Below are 17,705 nucleotides of genomic sequence, written 5' to 3' on the forward strand. Positions count from 1 at the left end.
CTTGCGACGAACCTCACGGCGGACAGGAACGCTGCCGTGAAATGGGGGTGATGGCAAATTGGACCCATGGTCCTTTTTGATTTCGGTGCTCGCGGCTTTCGCGGCGGCCGCGGGTGGAAGAACACCCAGATGATCTTCGCAGGCCATGGCCCTGGCGATTCTGGGAAAGCTGTCTCGCGGAGCTTTACGGCTGCGGCCTGCTGCTCTGGCGTCAATGCGGGAACCTCTGGCTTCATGGGGCCCTCAGGCGGGCTGACAGGGGTTCGGTGAGGGTACCCCCTGTGTCATCGCGCTACCACGGCGCGCTTGAACCACGACGGGCCGGACGCAATGTGGCAGGGGTCGGGTGATTTTCCTTCCTCGTGGCAGGGGGGCTGACCTCAAAATCGAGGTCATGTAGGAGGTCAGCTAGCAAATTAAGCCTGGAACTAGGCCTGTATAGATGACCTAAATGACCTAGATGACCTCTTTAAGATTTAGAGAGTTCTAGAGCATAGAGGATAAAGGGTACATATCCGTGCATCCTGCCGGGGGAGTCTAGGATTGTAGAAAGGTCATTTGGGTCAGATGGTCAGCTTTTTTGCGGATAGCAATAGACATCGCAGAAGTAGCCGTTGACCTGCTTATCATCGATGGTGACCTTTCCGTGCGAGTGTCGCTCCCAGCCGATGTTCCTCATTGCGTCTGATAGCCTCATTGAGTGACCTCTATTCTGGTGACCGGGCCGGAGGCCCAAGGCGAAGTTCAGCAAGTCTGCAGTAGATGCCCGCCACTGAGTAGACACCTGACCGTTCACTTCCGCTTTTTTCACCTCGTGGACCACCTTCTTTTCGAAGCCATCGGGGTCTGCCACCACCTTTTGAGGAGTGAGGCTTGCCAGGACAGGCTCCCACGAATCCTTGACGCGTCGCTGTTCCTGAGCCTTCACGGCATCATTCCAGAGTTCGCCAAGCGTGATGCTCTCTCCCTGCGACTCGCACCTCGCGGCTTCGCCCCACAGCTGCAATCGATCTCGCTGTAACTTTTCAAGATCGACGCACTTGGTAATCTTCACCGGCCAAAATCTTCGGTTGCCGTCCGGTGATTGAAGATACTCGGACATTTTGTTCGTGGTGCCGACATCGATGCAATGCCGTGGCTGCTTCTTCGGGAATCTTCCATACGCAGGCCTTCCTCTGTCGATTTGCCGGCTCGCGTATGCCTTGACTTGCTCCACCTCTGCCTTCTTCATGCCTGCTAAGTCGGCGTTCTCGTGGATCCACACTTCCGCCAGTTGTTCCTGAATCTCCCGGTCCTTAGCTCCGAGAATGCTCTGATCCGAGAAGTTCTCGTCTCCTGCCAATATGCGAATGGCGGTGCTCTTGAACCAACCTTCCGGGCTCTCGAACACCACGATGTTGTCGAACTTGCAGCCGGGATGGCGAGCCCTCCGAACCGCCGCGATCATCATTTTGCGAACGAAGGCCCGGTTCAGCTTCGTGTCAGCGGCCTTGAAGTAGTCAACAGCCATCGCATCGAGTCGCTCGATGCCGTCCCAGTCGGCTTCGGCTTCATCGAGCATGTCGCAGACGGGGTCGAAGCAGTTCTCCAGCGCCAAGGAAATCACCGCGTCTCTGACGTACTGCTCCGTGAAGTCGAAGCCGTACTGCTCCGAGAGGATTTGCCTGAGCCTGATGATGACGTGGTCAGACACCTCTCCTTCGATCTGCGTCAGCTCGTGCTTTGCGGCATCCCCTTTAAAGCCCACGAGGAGCTTTTCGTGGAATGTATCGTAGCTGCACTCGATGCCGAGGGCATCGATCGCGATCCTCGCGTTGTAGAGGCTCGGAATTCCAAACCCGCCTTTGGCAGTTTCTCGCCACGTCACCAGATAGCGTCTCCGGATCAGAACGACTTGTGAGTCGTCTTTCATGACGGACCTCCTTCGCGAGGTCGGCAGCAAGGGTTCCCATTGCACGTCAAGAGCACAGCGCCTTGTACGCGTCTCCAAGATGCAGCGACGTCTGGGGATTGATCCTTCTCCACGCCCGCAACAACTCGCCAGCGGTCCGGCAACCGAGGGCGGCCGGACACGCATAGATTGTACATTTACTCAGGTGCGACCTGGTGATAGAACGAGGCTGTTCACGACTCCTCGTAATTTTTCTCTCCGCGACCCGGCCGACATCGCGGTCGCGGATTTTTGTTGTGTAGTCCATGGTAATATCCCTTCATTGAAATGTTCTCCTCTCCCTGTGTGTGAAGTTGTCGTCAAGCTCATCCTCACTCAATGTCGGCGTGATATTGGTCCAGGCCTCGATGAAGGAGTTGCCATAACCGACGCCCTTACCGCTGGCAGGTTCTTAGCGGCGATATCGTAATCGGTCAGGGTCACTAACTATTGTCCTTTTTGGCAGACAATCTCCACGGCGAAATTTTGGGCGTCGTTCCTCCTGATTAAATCGACAGATTGCTCTCGGCTTCGTCCCGCTGTTCTTTGTCAGTCAATGTCACTTCCTCCCATGCCTCAGCGGGGCTTACTTTTGTGTCGCCTCCACCTCCTCAGCGCGAGTTTTGTACTTCCGCTGCGGCCTGCCCGTGATCCAGTCGTCGATCTCGGATGCGATCCATGCAACTTTCCCACCGACCTCGCGGCTCATGGGGAACCTGCCGGTCCGCATCCAATCCCAAAGAAGGGGATAAGATACGCCGACGCGATCTAGCACCTCAGGTTTGAACACGAGGCGGACTTTGGTTTCAGGTTTTGGCTTCTTCATTTTGAAGCGGACTCCTAATGAGGAGCCGAAAGCGGGGCGTAAAAAACAAAAAACGCCCACGAACCTCACGGCTCAAGTGGGCGCCCCGATTTGGATTTATAAGCCTCGCTGGGCGCGAGAAGCACGGGCTGATCGCGGCGGTCACCGCTTGTCCTTAATATAACCTATTCAGGACTAACTAGTAAATATTATTTCTGGGTTCCCGGCCGTCCTATCAGCCCATGATCTTGCTCGCCACCTTCTCCATGATCTTGCGATCTTCCTTCGCGTACTTGTGGCGATCGTAGATATCTGTGGTCGAACCCTCTACGTGATTGAGGATGCGATCCATCGCGTCCCTGCCGAAACCGAGACCGGTGATGGTGGAGCCGCAGGTCCGGCGGAGATCATGCGGCGTTGCTCGTTCAACTCCGAGCTGCTTGCAGATATCCCGCATCGCCTTATCGAGGCCGGAGATCGCTCCACCGCGCTGACCTGTGAACACGAAGCCGGTCGCATCCATCGCACTGATGATCTCTCGTGCCGTCTTCGAGAGCCAGACCCGGTTTGACTTGGTATTCTTCGTCCCGGGCCAATCCAGCCTGACGTCCCGCTCACCCGGCATCTCCCACCAGCCATCCTTGAGGTGCTCTACCCGCATGTGGCTGACTTCGCCCGGTCGTTGCCTGGTGAGCAGGATCATCTTCAGCGCGCTGCTCTTGACCAGACCCGCGTCGTCGAACGCGGCCCAGAATTTCGGTAGCTCGCTGTCTGCCAAGATCCGCTCGCGCTCGTTGGTCGCGTTGCGCTCGACGCCGATGCAGGGATTGACGAACCCCGACGCGATCAACTCTTCCTTCGCGCCCCACGTGAAGATCGCGGACGCGGCGGCTAACGTTTGATTGGCGACGATCGGTGCCGCAATCGCGGCCATCATTGTCCTCACGTCGGATCGCTTGATGTCGGTGACCTGAAGCTTGGCCCATCGCGGCAGGAGATGCTTCTTGACGAGATAGTCAGGTTGCTCCCAGCTCTTGTTTCGCTTCTTCTTGTGCTCGGCGTAGTCGCGATACTTGGCAGCCAGCTCTTCGAATGTCCCGGACAGCCGCTCCGCCTTGCGCTCGGCTTGCGGGTCCTCACCCTTGCTCGCCCGCAGTAGGATGGTGCCTGCCAGTTGGCGGGCATCTGCGAGGCTGATGACCGATGCATCGCCGATGTGATACCACCGTGGTCGCCCCCTCCGAGAGTAGATGGCCTTCCAGACTTTCCTGCCCGACGCGTGGACCACGAGGGCGAACCCTCGCATGCTCGTGTCCCACACCGTGTAGGGTTTCGCCCTCGGCTTGAGAGAGTTGATGACGAAGTTGCTCAGTTTGCGTTTGTCCGGAGCCGCTGCCGGGCTCCCATCGCTTCGAGGGCGTGCCATGACGAACCGATCGCTCTGTTAGGAATTTATTCCCATGCCCTGTAAGTCCAGTAATTAACTCTCAATTAACTCCGAGCCCTTCACGGATCTTAACCAAGGTTAATGGTCTTGAACAGAAAAAGTTCATTGGACCAAGGAGATAATGACCTTTTTGGGAGTTAATTAATGAGATTTAATGGGTCTGAAAGGGACCTTTTCTTAATCTGCCGTTAAGTGAGCGGGACGGAAGAGCGCGGGATTAATCGTGATCGGGAGACGGCGCCTCTCTAGGACTCCGGATTTGTACGGGGACTACAGCCCGCCGGCCTCGCGATATTCCGCGCGCGTCTGCGCAACGAGATCGCCCACGGTCACCACGTCGGTCACGCCCGACGTCGAATGCCCAGCACTCCAGATGTCGCGCCAGCGTTTTGGCCGGTTCTCGCGGGCGGCGACGTCGATGTCCTTGGCGATGTCGATCGCCCCGTGCGCCGACAGGTCGTCGGGATCGAGACCTGCGGCCACGATCGACGGCCTCAGCATGCTGGTCTGCAGTCCCGTGAAGGCGGTGGTGAGCAGGACGTCGTCGGCGCTGCTCTCGACCAGCATCCGCTTGTGGCGGTCATCGGCCATGCTCTCGCGCGTCGCGATGAACTTCGTGCCCATGTAGGCGAGATCGCAGCCGAGCACTTCGGCGGCATGCAGCGCGCGGCCGTCGCTGATGCCGCCCGCAAGCACAATGATGCCGTCGTAGAATGCGCGCACCGCGCGGACAAAGGCGAACGGGTTGAGCCAGCCGGTCTGCCCGCCGGCGCCTGCCGTGAGCAGCACCAGCCCGTCCACACCGGCTTCCGCTGCACGCTCGGCGTGGCGGATCGAGGCGACATCCGCCAACACCAATGCGCCGGCATCATGCAGCGGCTTTGCGACCTGTGCGGGGGAGCCGACCGAGGTGATAACGATCTCCGGCCTGTGCCGCAGCAGTACGGCGAGATCCTGCTCCAGCCGCGCGTTGGAACGGTGCACGATCAGATTCGGGCAAAGCGGCGCCGCCTTGCGCCCGGTTTGCTCTTCGTGCTGCCGCAACCTGGCTTCGATCGCCGTGAGCCATTCGTCGAGCTGTTCCGCGCTACGGCAATTCGCGCTCGGAAAGCTGCCGATCACCCCGTTGCGGCAGGCCGCGACCATCAGCTCGACCCCCGACACCAGGAACATCGGCGCCGCGATCAGCGGCAGAGCGAGACGATCGCGGAAACGTTGCAGTCGATCCGCCGGCATGCATGCCTCCCTGCGGGCTTCGTCGTTCCATCCCGCATTCGCTGTGCTAGCCTCATCAGCAACATTGGCACGCCAGAAGCCGATGACAAAGCAACGAGGAAACAGGAAACATATGTCCGATCCGCTCCACGCATCGTCCCCGGCTTGTGCGCAGACGCTACGGGCACTGTCGCGCTATCCCGACCGCACCGCTTTCGCCTGGCCTGAGGGATCGCTGAGCTATCAGGGCACCATCGACCTGATCGGACGCATGCAGGCTGTGTTCATGCGGCTTGGATTGCAGCCCGGCGCGCGCGTCGCCTTCCTCACCGCCAACCGCGCCGACAGCTGGTGCGCGGGCGTTGCTGCGCAATTGGCGCGGCTCTGCATCACCTGGCTGCATCCTCTGGGATCGCTGGACGACCAGCTGTTTCAGCTGGAGGATTCCGAGGCCGAGATGCTGGTGGTCGATGCGGCCGCCTTCCGCAACCGCGGCGGCGAACTCGCCGCGAAGGCCGGCCGGCTCAAGGCGGTCTTCACCATGGGATCCGCGGACTACGGCGTCGACCTCTTGCAGGCGATCGAGATCGAGGGCCACGCCAGCGCGCGGTGCCTCGCCGGGCCTGACGATCTCGCCACGCTGAACTACACTGGCGGCACGACCGGTAAATCCAAGGGCGCGCTGCGCTATCACCGCGAGAACGCCGGAGCTGCCGGCGCGATCCTCGCCGACTTCGAGATCCCCGACACCGCGCGCTATCTCACGGTCGCGCCGATCAGCCATGTCGCGGGCACGAAGGTGCTGCCGACCTTGATGCGCGGTGGCACCGTGCACATGCTCAAGAGTTTCGATCCCGAGGCCGTGCTGGCGACGATTGCGCGCGAGCGCATCAACTTCACGCTGCTCGTGCCGACCATGATCTATGTGCTGCTTGATTATCCCGCGCTCGGCAGGACCGATCTGTCTTCGCTCGAGCTGGTGCTTTATGGCGCCTCCGCGATGTCGCCGAGCCGGCTGGTCGAGGGCATCGAGCGCATCGGGCCGGTGTTCTCGCAGCTTTACGGGCAGACCGAATGCTATCCCGTCTCGGTGCTGCGCAAGGCGGATCACGACCCCAAGACACCGGAGCTGTTCCTGTCCTGCGGCTTCCCGATCGCGGCCTGCGAGGTCAAGATCCTCGACGACAACGACCAGGAGGTGAAGACGGGCGAGCCGGGCGAGATCTGCGTGCGCGCGCCGCACGTGATGGCCGAGTACTGGAAGCGGCCGGACATCACCGCCGAGACGCTGAAGAACGGCTGGGTCCACACCGGCGACATCGCGCGCATGGATGAGCGTGGCTACATGTTCATCCTCGACCGCAAGAAGGACATGATCGTCTCCGGCGGCTTCAACATCTTCCCGCGCGAAGTCGAAGACGTGCTGTCGCAGCATGCCGACGTCGCCATGGTCGCTGTCGTCGGCATTCCCGACGAGAAATGGGGCGAGGCCGTCACCGCCATCGTCGTGCCGCGCGAGGGCGCAAGGCCCGATCCGGACGAGTTGATCAACCTGGTGAAGACGCGCAAGGGCTCGGCGCACGCGCCCAAGCAGATCCAGTTCGTCAAGCAGCTGCCGATGACCGGCGTCGGCAAGGTCGACAAGAAGGTGCTGCGCGCCGGCTTCTGGAGCGGGCGCGACCGGATGGTGGGGTGAGCGAATGTCGCGAGATGCGACGCAGCGTCCATGCCTTCGCGGAGCATGACAGCGAAGCTGAGGCGCGGGCTTGCCCCTCACCGCTTGTCGATCACCAGGCTCTGCACCGCCCGGCCGAAATAGCCCTGCCGGTCAGCCAAGCGCGACATTGCCAGCCCCGCGCCTTCTGGGCCGATCCAGGAGTCGCCATCGAGCAGAATCCACTCGCCCACCGGCTGCCGCGACAAGCTCACGGTAAGATCGGCGTTGATGTAGGTCCAGGCGCGGAAGTCGAGCGTCGAGGCGGTGCCGTTGGAGAAGTCGGCGGCGACCACGGCGCGCATCGCCTGCGAGATCGCCTCGCCCGCGATCAGGGGATGATCGACGCGAAACCAGATCGCGCCGGCGCCGGCCTGGCCGAACCGGCCGCGCGCGGCACGCATGGAGACCGCTCGCACGAACGGGCTGGTGGCGGCATGACCGTCCTCGACCAGGGAGTCCTCCGGCGATGGCAACGTGACCGACAGCTCCTTGACGTCATCGGGCAGGTTCAGGCTCTGCCGCCTGATCTTGAGCACGGTGGCGCCGACTACCTGCACGCCGTCGGCGAGCAGCTTTATCTCGCAGAGCTGGATCTTGCGGCCCTCGCGCAAAACCTCGGTCGCAATCGTGAGCGGCGCGACCGGCACCGGACGCATCAGATCGATCGTGACGCGCGCGATGTCCATCGGAACAGGGGTCGGAATGCGCTCGGCCGCCCACGTCACCAGCGATGCCGGCGCCGAGCCGTGCTGCATGCGACGGTCCCAGGGTCCGGCGGCGTCCGGGCTGGTGACGACGCTGTTGCCGTCGACGCGGTAGATGGGAGGCATGCTGCACTCGAGCTCGGCGCGATTACAACGGCGGATCGATCGCTTCGTCGTATTCCTTCTTGAAGCGCGCGATCATTTCGGCGGCGGGCACGATGCCCTCGACGCTGCCGATGCCCTGGCCCGAGCCCCAGATCTCCTTCCAGGCCTTCGGCTTGGCGCGTTCGCCGGAGGCGTCGGTGCCGAAGTTCATCTTGGAGGGATCGGAGGTCGGCAGGTCGTCCGGATCCATCCCGGCGGCGAGGATCGAGGGTTTCAGATAATTGCCGTGCACCCCGGTGAAGAGGTTGGAATAGACGATGTCGTCGGCGCTCGAGCCGGCGATCATCTCCTTGTACTTGTCGACGGCGTTGGCTTCCTTGGTCGCAATAAAGGCCGAGCCGATATAGGCGAAATCTGCACCGAGGATGCGCGCGGCGCGGATCGCCTTGCCGTTGCCGATCGCGCCCGACAGCGCGATCGGCCCGTCGAACCACTTTCGCGTCTCGGCGACGAAGGCGAGCGGCGAGATGGTGCCGGCATGGCCGCCGGCGCCGGCCGCAACCAGGATGAGGCCGTCGGCGCCCTTCTCGATCGCCTTGTGCGCGAATTTCTGGTTGATCACGTCGTGGAAGACGATGCCGCCCCAGCCGTGCACGGCCTGGTTCAGCTCCTCGCGCGCCCCGAGCGAGGAGATGATCATCGGCACCTTGTACTTGGCGCAGAGCTGCATGTCGTGATCGAGCCGGTTGTTCGATTTGTGCACGATCTGGTTGACTGCGAACGGCGCCGACGGCTTGTCGGGGTGCGCGCGGTCATAGGCCGCGAGTTCCTCGGTGATCCGCGCCAGCCATTCGTCGAGCAATTCCGGCGGCCGCGCGTTCAGCGCCGGAAACGAGCCGACCACACCCGCCTTGCACTGCGCGATCACGAGATCAGGCACCGAGATGATGAACAGCGGCGAACCGATCACCGGGATCGACAGGCGCCCCTTAAACAAGGCAGGCATGGACATTGCGGAACGGTCCTCTCTTGGCGGTCACACGGTTGGGATTATACCAACAAGGCAATCTTTCCACTGTCAAGTATTGTGTTTTGGCGCCGTGGCGAATGCGGTTACCGCAATTCCAAGGCGCGGAATTCGCGCTTCATAAGTCACTGCGAGCGCCGCGGAGCAATCCGGACTGTCTGCGCCGAGGGACGCTGGATTGCTTCGTCGCAAGGGCTCCTCAAAATGCAGGCGAGAGCTGCGGATGGCCGACAGCTACGAAATCAAATCCGGATTGATCAGCCGCTCGAACGAGAACATCTCGTCCCATTTCTCCTGCGTCAGCAGCCTGCGCTCGATTACCACGATCTGGTGCAGCGACTTGCCGCTCTTGTAGCCCTCGCGTGCGATCTCGGCGCATTGCTTGTAGCCGAGCAGCGGCTTCAGCACCGTGACGATACCGAGCGAGTTCAGCACCATGTTGCGGGTGTGCTCCTCGTTGGCGGTGATGCCGACGACGCAATTTTCGCGCAGGCTGTTGACGGCGCGCTCCATGGTGCGGATCGAGAAGAACAGCGCAAACGAGATCACCGGCTCCATCACGTTGAGCTGGAGCTGGCCGGCGCTTGCGGCCAGCGTCACGGTGGTGTCGAGGCCGATGACCAGGAAGCTGGTCTGGTTGACCACCTCGGGGATGACGGGATTGACCTTGCCAGGCATGATCGAAGAGCCCGGCTGAAGCTGCGGCAGGTTGATCTCGTTGAAGCCGGCGCGCGGACCGGAGGCGAGCAGGCGGATGTCGTTGCAGATCTTCGTCAGCTTGCTGGCGGTGCGCTTGAGGACGCCCGAGAGCTGCACATAGGCGCCGGTATCGGAGGTCGCCTCGACGAGATCGCCGGCGAGAACGAACTCGACGCCGGTCAGCGCGCTCAGGTGCCGGACCGCGAGCTTGGGATAGCCGACGGCGGCGGTGACGGAGGTGCCGATCGCAGTGGCGCCGAGATTGATCTCGCGCAGCAGCGCACGGGCCTCGGAGATGCGATCGACCTCCTCGCCGATCGTGGTGCCCCATCCACGGAATTCGGCCCCCAGCGACATCGGCACCGCGTCCTGAAGATGCGTGCGGCCCATTTTCAGCACACGGTCGAATTCGCGGCCCTTGGCGAAGAAAGCTTCCTGGAGCTGGCGCAACGCCGTCATGTAGCTCTCGAGCCGCAGGATCAGCGCCAGGCGAAAGGCGGTCGGATAGGTGTCGTTGGTGGACTGGCCGTAATTGACGTGATCGTTGGGGCTGACGTGCTGGTAATCGCCCTTCGCAAAGCCGAGCGATTCCAGCGCGAGGTTGGCGATCACCTCATTGGCGTTCATGTTGGTCGATGTGCCAGCACCGCCCTGGATGAAGTCGGTGACGAACTGGTCCATCATATCGCCGGCAATCACGCGGTCGCAGCCCAGGATGATCGCGTCCGCAACCTTGGCGTCGATCGCGCCGAGATCGCGATTGGCCATGGCGGCCGCCTTCTTCACGTAACCAAGCGCCTTCACGAAGTAAGGCTCCTGGTTCATCGGAATGCCGGTGATGTGGAAGTTCTCCTTCCCGCGGATGGTCTGGACGCCGTAATAGATGTCGTCGGCGATGTCACGCTGCCCGAGGAAGTCCTGCTCCGTACGGCTCATAGGCGCTCCTTGTTGCATGCGCGCAACGTCGATCACGTCAGTTCTGGCATAGCGCGCTGGTCACGAAAGTATCGGTGCGGCAATCGTCCGGCTTGCGTTGCCGGCCCGGAATCAGGACCTTGGCCGAGCATTTCTCGGCGGAGTCGGCGTTCAGGCTCTTGCCTTCCTTATAGCCCTTGCTCTGGCAGAGCTGGTCGGCCGCCTGCTTGCAGTCGGGCGCGCCGTTCGCGGAGGCCGGACAGGCCACGCGCCCCGAGACCATGGTGGACGGTTTCGCCAGTCGCGACAAATCGTTCATGGTCTCGCCCGGGCTTTTGATCGGCGGCAGGATCGAGGGCAGCTTGTCGAACAGCTTGCCCATTTCGTTGATCAGCCCGGGATTTTCCTCGCGCGCCGGCGGCGCCGAAGGAGCGGGCGTCGACGGCGGCGGCGCGGCCTGCGTCCCCTGCTCCTGGAGGCCGAGCGCGGGCGCAGCTTGCGTCCACGCCGGCGTGGCGGCACCAAGCAGGAGCCAAGGCACGACGAATATCAGCGTCCCCAGCCGCAGGACCGGATTGCCGGATCGACCCATCATGACGGCAACCGTAGCCGAAGCCGGCCCGGTGGCAAAGCCGCCGCACCCTTAGATCAACTTGATAGCGACGACGAAGCCGAGCACCAGCACGATCGCGCCGATCGCGACCCACAATCCGAGATGCTTCTCGATCCTGACCCGGATCCAGTCGCCGTAGCGGTTGAGCAGGATCGCGACGACGAAGAAGCGTCCGCCGCGCGCGACGATCGAGCACAAGATGAACAGGACGATGTTGTAGCCGGCAAAGCCCGAGGTGATGGTGACGAGCTTGTAGGGGATCGGCGTCAGCCCCTTGAGCAGGATGATGATCGCACCCCATTCCGCATAGGAGGCGCGGAAAGCATCGACCTTGCCGCCGAGGCCATAGACCTGGATCAACCATTGGCCGACCGAGTCGAACAGCAGCGCGCCGATGGCGTAGCCGACGATGCCGCCGAGCACCGAGGTCGCGGTGCAGATCGCCGCATAGACCCAGGCGCGCTGCGGGCGCGCCAGCGACATCGGGATCAGCATCACATCCGGGGGGACCGGAAAGAACGAGCTTTCGGCGAAGGACACGGCTCCCATGATCCAGAGCGCGTAGGGCTTGTGGGCGGCGTCGATGCACCAGTCGTAGATACGTTTCAGCATGGCGCCGCGATGAAGCACCATGGGACGGATTTGTCCATCGCGAGTTTTGTGACGTTTTCGTCGCGCTTTAATGGCGCTTTCGCGCGGCACGGCCCTCGATCGCGACAATTGGCCGCCTTGAGGCAATGCGCGGTGACGCAACTTTGGGCAATTTCACCGGTGATTTCGGCAGCTTCTCGGCGATGCCGAGCATGTCTTCACGCCGCGTCATCTCCCGCCAGACGTCCTCGGGACGCACCCCCGCCGACGCCCACAGCACGGTAAGATTGTAGAGCAGATCGGCGCTCTCCCGGATCACGGCCTCGCTATCGCCATTGACCGCATCGATCACGACCTCGATGGCCTCTTCGGCCAGTTTCTTCGCCATTTTGGAAGGGCCACGCTGAAACAGCCGGGCCGTGCGCGATGTTGCCGGATCAAGATCTCTGGCCGCGAGCACAGCCAGATATAGCCGCTCAAGCGAATCACTCATGGTACTCAAACTACTCTAAAGCAATGGCGAGCGCGTTAACGCCCGGCAATAAAAGCAACGACAGGCCGGCGCAGCAAGCGCGACGGCCTGTCGGCGTTACGCATAGGGCCGGCGGCTAGTAGCAGCTGGTGTAATAGCCTTGGCCGCAGAACTCGGACGGAGCCGTTCCGCCATAGCGCTGATATTGGTAGTTGGGGCCCGGACCATAATAGGGACCGTAAGCAGGGCGGCTGTAATAGACTGGCCCGCCGTAATAGCCATAACCCGGATCGTAGTCATAGGCATAGGCATCACGGGTGGCGGCAATGGCGAGACCTGTGCCGATGGCGGCCAAAGCTGCAGCTGCGGCCACGCCGCCTCCGCCGCCATGCCAGTGGCGGCCGCCGGCGTATGAAGCGGTCGGAGCAATCGCGGTCAGCGCCAGCGCCGTCGCGGTGGCAAGAACGGCCTTTCGGCCCGCAAACGTGGAGAATCGCTCAAACATATCTTGGGCCCTCCTTTGGGACCTGGAATGGACGCCTGCGGACAGGCTCATGCCTCTCAAACCCGCATAACCTAAGTTGGGTTCCCCAACCCCAACGCAAGCTGAACGGGGTTGCGTAACGATGCCGCAATCGCCGCTCATCCGCCGTTCATGTTGGCGCGGAAAGACTGATCGCCAGCCGGCGCTGCGAGCGTCACGAAACCATAACAATGCCGGACCGGCGCAATTGATGTCGGAATTCAAGACGATCGCTCTTCGTTGCCTGCTGGCTCTCTCGATTTCGCTTGCGACACTAATTGCACGCGATGTGAGCGTGGCCGAGACCGCCGTCCCATCCGTTGCAATTCACTTCACCTTCGATCGCCCATTGGACGCGAGCATGGCGCCGTTCTTCCTGGCCGCAAAGGACGGCAGGTTCGGCGTCGAGCATCTCAGCGTGTCCTTCAACACCGCAGCCGGATCGTCGGAAGCCCTCGCGCGCCTCGCCAAGGGCGACAGCGAGCTCGCGCTCGTCGACATCAACGAGCTGATCCGCTTTCGCGACAAGGACCATGCGGCGCCGATCAAGGCCGTGTTCGTGCTGTTCAACCGCGCGCCCTATGCGATCGTCGCGCGCAAGAGCCGCGGCATCCACCTCCTGTCCGATCTCGACGGCAAGACCGTCGGCGTCGCCGACAGCGACCTGTCGATGCGGCTGTGGCCGGCACTGGCGCAGCAGAACGGCATCAATGCATCGCGGGTCAAATTCCACAAGATCAGCGCGGCGGTGCGCGAGCCGATCCTCTCCGCGGGCCAGGTCGATGCGGTCGCCGGCTTCAGTTACCTGTCGGCGGTGAACCTGCGCGACCGCGGCGTGCCCGCAGCCGATCTCGTCGTGCTGCGCTATGCGGATTACGGCTGCGAAGCCTACGGCTTTGCCGTGGTGGTCAATCCCGCCTTCGCCGCAGCAAAGCCGGATGCCGTGAAGGGCTTCGTCCGCGCCTTGATCGCGGGCGTTAACGCAACCGTCATGGAGCCGGGGCGCGCGGCGGAGGAGGCCGCCAGCCGCATCGACGACGGCGACCGCAACCTGGAGCTGGAGCGCCTGCGCACCGCACTCGCTGACAACATCCTGACCGACGAGGTCAGGCGCAACGGCCTCGGCGGCGTCGACCCGGCGCGCCTCGAGCGCTCGATCGGCCAGGTCGCGCAGGACTTCAAATTCCGCAATCGACCGGCGGCGGCCGAGATCTTCGACGACCAATTCCTGCCGCCGCTGGCCGGACGGGTGATCAACTGAGCAAAACTGAAAGCTTCCGCTGTATCTCGCCGGCATCCCTGCTTAGAATACGAAGTCCGTCGTCGCCGAGTTCCTCGCCCGCATGTCCATCCTCCGTCTCTACACCCGCGTTCTTGAGTTGCTCGGCAAGGAAGCGCGGCTGGGCTGGCTGCTCGCGATTGCCAATCTGCTGCTGGCGGGCTCGCAATTCGCCGAGCCCGTGCTGTTCGGCCGGATCATCGACGTGCTCTCGGGCAAGTCGGTGGCCGGCTCGAACTCGGCCTGGCCGTTCCTGGCCGCCTGGGTCGTGTTCGGGCTGTTCACCATTGCATGCAGCGCGCTCGTGGCCTTGCAGGCCGATCGGCTCTCGCACCGCCAGCGCCAGGCGGTGCTGACCGACTATTTCGAGCACATCCTGCAACTGCCGCTGACCTTCCACTCCGGCACCCATTCGGGCCGGCTGATGAAGGTGATGCTCAACGGCACCGACGCGCTGTGGCGGCTATGGCTCGGCTTCTTCCGCGAGCATTTTGCCGCGATCCTCTCGGTCGTGGTGCTGCTGCCGCTGTCGCTCTACCTGAACTGGCGGCTCGCGATCCTGCTGTTCGTGCTCTGCATTGTCTTCACCGCGCTGACGACCTTCGTGGTGCGCAAGACCTTCGGCATGCAGATGGAGGTCGAGGAGCACTACAGCGAGCTGTCTGCGCGCGCCTCCGATGCGCTCGGCAACGTCGCGCTGGTGCAGAGCTTTGTCCGCGTCGAATCCGAGGTCAAAGGGCTGCGCTCCGTCGCCGACGAGTTGCTGGCCGCGCAGATGCCGGTGCTGTCATGGTGGGCGCTCGTCACCGTCATCACGCGCGCCTCGACCACCATCACGGTGCTCACGATCTTCACCATAGGTATCGCGCTGCACGACCGGGGGCTGACATCCGTCGGCGAGATCGTGATGTTCGTGAGTTTCGCGACGATGCTGATCCAGAGGCTCGAACAGGTCGTGAGCTTCATCAACAACGTGTTCATGGAGGCGCCGCGACTGCGCGAATTCTTCAATGTGCTCGATGCCGTACCCGCCGTGCACGACCGCCCCGACGCGATCGATGCCGGCAGGCTCTCCGGCCTTGTCGAGTTCAACGACGTCACCTTCTCCTATGACGGCAAGCGCCCGGCGGTCGAGGACCTCTCGTTCACGGCGCTGCCCGGCCAGACCATCGCGCTGGTCGGTCCGACCGGCGCCGGCAAGTCGACCGCGATCGCCCTCTTGCACCGTGCCTTCGACCCGCAATCCGGCTTCATCCGGATCGACGGCATGGACGTGCGCGGGATCACGCTAACATCGCTGCGGCGGAACATCGGCGTGGTGTTCCAGGAGGCGCTGCTGTTCAATCGCTCGATTGCGGAGAATCTGCTGGTCGGCAAGCCGGATGCGACCGAAGACGAGATGCGCAAGGCGGCCGAGCGCGCGCAGGCGCTCGACTTCATCGAGCGCAGCGGCGGCTTCGAGAGCAATGCCGGCGAACGCGGCCGCATGCTCTCTGGCGGCGAGCGGCAGCGGCTGTCGATCGCCCGCGCGCTGCTGAAAGATCCGCCGATCCTGATCCTGGACGAGGCGACCAGCGCGCTCGACGCCGTCACCGAGGCCAAGGTGAATACCGCTCTCGACGAAGTGATGAAGGGCAGGACCACCTTCGTGATCGCCCACCGCCTATCCACCATCCGCAACGCCACGCGGATCCTGGTGTTCGAGACCGGCCGGGTGATCGAAAGCGGAACTTTCGATGAACTCGTGGCCAAAGGGGGCCATTTCGCCGAGCTCGCCAGGGCCCAGTTCATGGTTCAGGAAAACGCACGAGCCAGCGTGACGGCGGCAGAGACTGCCGCGATCACGGTCAAATCCCCGTAGCAAGTCCCCATAGGACCGTCGAAATTCGGCCTATTTCATTGCGGAATACCGCACCGGTCCCCCTATTCTCGAGGCATCAGCCGGTATAGGTTTGCGACGCCGCAAGCGGCGGCGCTGGATTTCAAAACCGAACATCAGATCACGAGAACCGCCCGGAACCGGGGGGTCTCCAAGGACCGGAATCGGATAGTGCACGCCCTTCGCCCGCTGCTTCGCAAGTCGCTGTTCAACCTGTTCGCTGCGAGCCTCGCATGCGCCGCATTGCTCGCTCCGCGCGCGGCGAGCGCCGAAGCGCTGCTGCTGATCGAGGCCGACAGCGGCAAGGTGTTGCAGGCCGATAATGCGACCATTCCATGGTACCCTGCGTCCGTTACCAAGATCATGACCGCCTATGTGACGCTGAAGGCGGTCAAGGACGGCAGGCTCACGCTCGACACGCTGCTCACGGTGTCGCCGACGGCAGCCTCGCAGTCGCCATCGAAGATGGGTTTCCGCCCGGGAACGCAGCTCACGGTCGACAACGCCCTGAAGATGATGATGGTCAAGTCGGCGAATGACATGGCCGTGGTGCTTGCCGAAGGCGTCGGCGGATCGATCGACGGCTTCTCCGCGATGATGAACGACACCGCGAAGAAGCTCGGCATGACGCAGACGAGCTACGTCAATCCGAACGGCCTGCCCGCCGACGGCCAGATCACGTCCGCGCGCGATCTCGGAATCCTGGCGCGCGCGTTCCTGCGCGACCTGCCGGAATACGAGTACTTCGTGCACATCCCGGCGATCCGCTTCGGCAAGCGCATCACCGGCAATTTCAACAAGCTGATCGGCCGCTATCCCGGCGCCGACGGTTTCAAGACCGGGTTCATCTGCGCCTCCGGCTACAATCTCGTGGCATCGGCCACGCGCAACGGCCGCCGGCTGATCGCGGTGGTGCTGGGCGCCAATTCCGGCACCGCGCGCGCGGTGAAGGCGGCGCAGTTGCTCGAGCGCGGCTTCGCTCAAGACAATCTCACCTGGCTACGACCCTCGCTCGGCACCGTCGACAATCTCGTGCCGGTTGACGCCTCGCCGCCGAACCTGCGCGACGAGATGTGCGGACCCAACCGCAAGCGGCCGGCCAGCGACGACGACGATGCGTTGATCGCGGCCAATGGCGGGGCGACCGGATCGGCCTCGGCCACCGGCGGCGAAGCCCAGGTCACTTTCTTCACGGCCGGCCTTCAGCCGCCCCTGATGAAGGCCTCCGAGTTGATGGCCTCTGCTCCGGCGGCCACGGAGCCCGTGCTGGTCTATACCGGCCCGACCCGCACCGGCACGGCGCTAATCGCCGCGGTCGCGGCCGATGCCGACCAACAGACGGTGGCGAAGCCGCGTGGCAAGAAGTCGCGCGTCGCCAAGAAGCCTGACGCCGCCGACAAGCCGAAGGACGGGAATAAGGACGCAAGCAAGGAATCCACGACGGCGGCGGCGAAGCCGGCTGCCAAGCCTGAGGCCAAGAGCGATACCAAGAGCGACGCGAAGGCCGCAGCCAAGCCGGCCGGGACCAAGCATGCCGCAGCGAAGCACGATGCGGCGGCGAAACCCGCCGAGAAACCGGCGGCAAGCGGCGATCAGGCTCCCAAGCCCGCCAAGCCCAAGGCCGCGACCAAGCCTGCCGCCGCCAAGCCGGCCAACAACAGTTAACGGCCACTCGCGGCTGGACCGCGCCCGCACTTCGCACCTGCGGCAGCGCGCTCAGTGAGGATTCCGGTAGCTACTCCCCGACCTTTGCCCTAAGCCTCGACGGCTTGCCACCCGTTCCG

General features: G+C 63.0%; 15 protein-coding genes. 4 read left to right on the forward strand and 11 right to left on the reverse strand.

Annotated features, from left to right (window positions below; genetic code table 11):
- Positions 1–571: 571 nt before the first annotated feature.
- The 4 genes from IVA78_RS11870 to IVA78_RS11885 all read right to left on the reverse strand — a co-directional run bounded on the left by IVA78_RS11870 (position 572) and on the right by IVA78_RS11885 (position 5,418).
- Positions 572–1,912 (reverse strand): virulence-associated E family protein, encoded by a 1,341-nt coding sequence (locus IVA78_RS11870; RefSeq protein ID WP_247460062.1) that lies wholly within the window; start codon positions 1,910–1,912, stop codon positions 572–574.
- Positions 1,913–2,516: 604 nt separating this feature from the next.
- Positions 2,517–2,756, reverse strand: coding sequence for an AlpA family phage regulatory protein (locus tag IVA78_RS11875; RefSeq protein WP_247460061.1), 240 nt, complete (start codon positions 2,754–2,756; stop codon positions 2,517–2,519).
- 214 nt (positions 2,757–2,970) lie between these two features.
- A complete protein-coding gene (locus IVA78_RS11880; protein WP_256468118.1) occupies positions 2,971–4,161 on the reverse strand; it encodes an integrase arm-type DNA-binding domain-containing protein in 1,191 nt (396 codons plus the stop codon).
- A gap of 291 nt (positions 4,162–4,452) precedes the next feature.
- Complete coding sequence (locus IVA78_RS11885) at positions 4,453–5,418, reverse strand: nitronate monooxygenase (RefSeq protein WP_247465385.1); 966 nt, start codon at positions 5,416–5,418, stop codon at positions 4,453–4,455.
- A 112-nt stretch (positions 5,419–5,530) separates the two neighbouring features.
- On the opposite strand from IVA78_RS11885, the gene IVA78_RS11890 reads away from it, so the two are divergent.
- A complete protein-coding gene (locus IVA78_RS11890; protein WP_247419384.1) occupies positions 5,531–7,093 on the forward strand; it encodes an AMP-binding protein in 1,563 nt (520 codons plus the stop codon).
- A gap of 77 nt (positions 7,094–7,170) precedes the next feature.
- On the opposite strand, the gene IVA78_RS11895 is transcribed toward IVA78_RS11890, so the two are convergent.
- The 7 genes from IVA78_RS11895 to IVA78_RS11925 all read right to left on the reverse strand — a co-directional run bounded on the left by IVA78_RS11895 (position 7,171) and on the right by IVA78_RS11925 (position 12,745).
- Positions 7,171–7,944 (reverse strand): thioesterase family protein, encoded by a 774-nt coding sequence (locus IVA78_RS11895; protein WP_247419382.1) that lies wholly within the window; start codon positions 7,942–7,944, stop codon positions 7,171–7,173.
- Between the two features lie 22 nt (positions 7,945–7,966).
- Positions 7,967–8,935 (reverse strand): nitronate monooxygenase family protein, encoded by a 969-nt coding sequence (locus tag IVA78_RS11900; protein WP_247419380.1) that lies wholly within the window; start codon positions 8,933–8,935, stop codon positions 7,967–7,969.
- 249 nt (positions 8,936–9,184) lie between these two features.
- Positions 9,185–10,585 carry an aspartate ammonia-lyase gene (locus tag IVA78_RS11905; RefSeq protein ID WP_247278944.1) on the reverse strand — a complete coding sequence of 467 codons (1,401 nt, stop codon included), beginning with the start codon at positions 10,583–10,585 and terminating at the stop codon, positions 9,185–9,187.
- 37 nt (positions 10,586–10,622) lie between these two features.
- Positions 10,623–11,159 (reverse strand): hypothetical protein, encoded by a 537-nt coding sequence (locus IVA78_RS11910; protein ID WP_247419376.1) that lies wholly within the window; start codon positions 11,157–11,159, stop codon positions 10,623–10,625.
- Positions 11,160–11,207: 48 nt separating this feature from the next.
- On the reverse strand, positions 11,208–11,810 hold the full coding sequence (locus tag IVA78_RS11915; RefSeq protein WP_247278946.1) for a YqaA family protein: 603 nt from the start codon (positions 11,808–11,810) through the stop codon (positions 11,208–11,210).
- Between the two features lie 46 nt (positions 11,811–11,856).
- A complete protein-coding gene (hisE, locus tag IVA78_RS11920; protein WP_247278947.1) occupies positions 11,857–12,261 on the reverse strand; it encodes a phosphoribosyl-ATP diphosphatase in 405 nt (134 codons plus the stop codon).
- A 115-nt stretch (positions 12,262–12,376) separates the two neighbouring features.
- On the reverse strand, positions 12,377–12,745 hold the full coding sequence (locus IVA78_RS11925; protein WP_247419374.1) for a hypothetical protein: 369 nt from the start codon (positions 12,743–12,745) through the stop codon (positions 12,377–12,379).
- Positions 12,746–12,974: 229 nt separating this feature from the next.
- Here IVA78_RS11925 and IVA78_RS11930 point away from each other — a divergent pair, with 229 nt between their 5' ends.
- The 3 genes from IVA78_RS11930 to IVA78_RS11940 all read left to right on the forward strand — a co-directional run bounded on the left by IVA78_RS11930 (position 12,975) and on the right by IVA78_RS11940 (position 17,586).
- Positions 12,975–14,024 carry an ABC transporter substrate-binding protein gene (locus IVA78_RS11930; protein WP_247419372.1) on the forward strand — a complete coding sequence of 350 codons (1,050 nt, stop codon included), beginning with the start codon at positions 12,975–12,977 and terminating at the stop codon, positions 14,022–14,024.
- Positions 14,025–14,106: 82 nt separating this feature from the next.
- Positions 14,107–15,903 (forward strand): glucan ABC transporter ATP-binding protein/ permease, encoded by a 1,797-nt coding sequence (locus tag IVA78_RS11935; protein WP_247465388.1) that lies wholly within the window; start codon positions 14,107–14,109, stop codon positions 15,901–15,903.
- A 189-nt stretch (positions 15,904–16,092) separates the two neighbouring features.
- Positions 16,093–17,586, forward strand: coding sequence for a D-alanyl-D-alanine carboxypeptidase family protein (locus IVA78_RS11940; protein WP_247465389.1), 1,494 nt, complete (start codon positions 16,093–16,095; stop codon positions 17,584–17,586).
- Positions 17,587–17,705: the final 119 nt, after the last annotated feature.

The organism is Bradyrhizobium sp. 137, assembly GCF_023074095.1.
GTDB lineage: Bacteria > Pseudomonadota > Alphaproteobacteria > Rhizobiales > Xanthobacteraceae > Bradyrhizobium.

What these genes read in the sequence shown, in the direction of transcription:
- IVA78_RS11915 (WP_247278946.1), bottom strand. Translation starts at nt 11,810, where the DNA reads ATGGTGCTTCATCGCGGCGCCATGCTGAAACGTATCTACGACTGGTGC.
- IVA78_RS11910 (WP_247419376.1), bottom strand. Translation starts at nt 11,159, where the DNA reads ATGATGGGTCGATCCGGCAATCCGGTCCTGCGGCTGGGGACGCTGATA.
- IVA78_RS11880 (WP_256468118.1), bottom strand. Translation starts at nt 4,161, where the DNA reads ATGGCACGCCCTCGAAGCGATGGGAGCCCGGCAGCGGCTCCGGACAAA.
- hisE (WP_247278947.1), bottom strand. Translation starts at nt 12,261, where the DNA reads ATGAGTGATTCGCTTGAGCGGCTATATCTGGCTGTGCTCGCGGCCAGA.
- IVA78_RS11905 (WP_247278944.1), bottom strand. Translation starts at nt 10,585, where the DNA reads ATGAGCCGTACGGAGCAGGACTTCCTCGGGCAGCGTGACATCGCCGAC.
- IVA78_RS11870 (WP_247460062.1), bottom strand. Translation starts at nt 1,912, where the DNA reads ATGAAAGACGACTCACAAGTCGTTCTGATCCGGAGACGCTATCTGGTG.
- IVA78_RS11930 (WP_247419372.1), top strand. Translation starts at nt 12,975, where the DNA reads ATGTCGGAATTCAAGACGATCGCTCTTCGTTGCCTGCTGGCTCTCTCG.
- IVA78_RS11900 (WP_247419380.1), bottom strand. Translation starts at nt 8,935, where the DNA reads ATGTCCATGCCTGCCTTGTTTAAGGGGCGCCTGTCGATCCCGGTGATC.
- IVA78_RS11875 (WP_247460061.1), bottom strand. Translation starts at nt 2,756, where the DNA reads ATGAAGAAGCCAAAACCTGAAACCAAAGTCCGCCTCGTGTTCAAACCT.
- IVA78_RS11895 (WP_247419382.1), bottom strand. Translation starts at nt 7,944, where the DNA reads ATGCCTCCCATCTACCGCGTCGACGGCAACAGCGTCGTCACCAGCCCG.
- IVA78_RS11885 (WP_247465385.1), bottom strand. Translation starts at nt 5,418, where the DNA reads ATGCCGGCGGATCGACTGCAACGTTTCCGCGATCGTCTCGCTCTGCCG.
- IVA78_RS11935 (WP_247465388.1), top strand. Translation starts at nt 14,107, where the DNA reads ATGTCCATCCTCCGTCTCTACACCCGCGTTCTTGAGTTGCTCGGCAAG.
- IVA78_RS11925 (WP_247419374.1), bottom strand. Translation starts at nt 12,745, where the DNA reads ATGTTTGAGCGATTCTCCACGTTTGCGGGCCGAAAGGCCGTTCTTGCC.
- IVA78_RS11890 (WP_247419384.1), top strand. Translation starts at nt 5,531, where the DNA reads ATGTCCGATCCGCTCCACGCATCGTCCCCGGCTTGTGCGCAGACGCTA.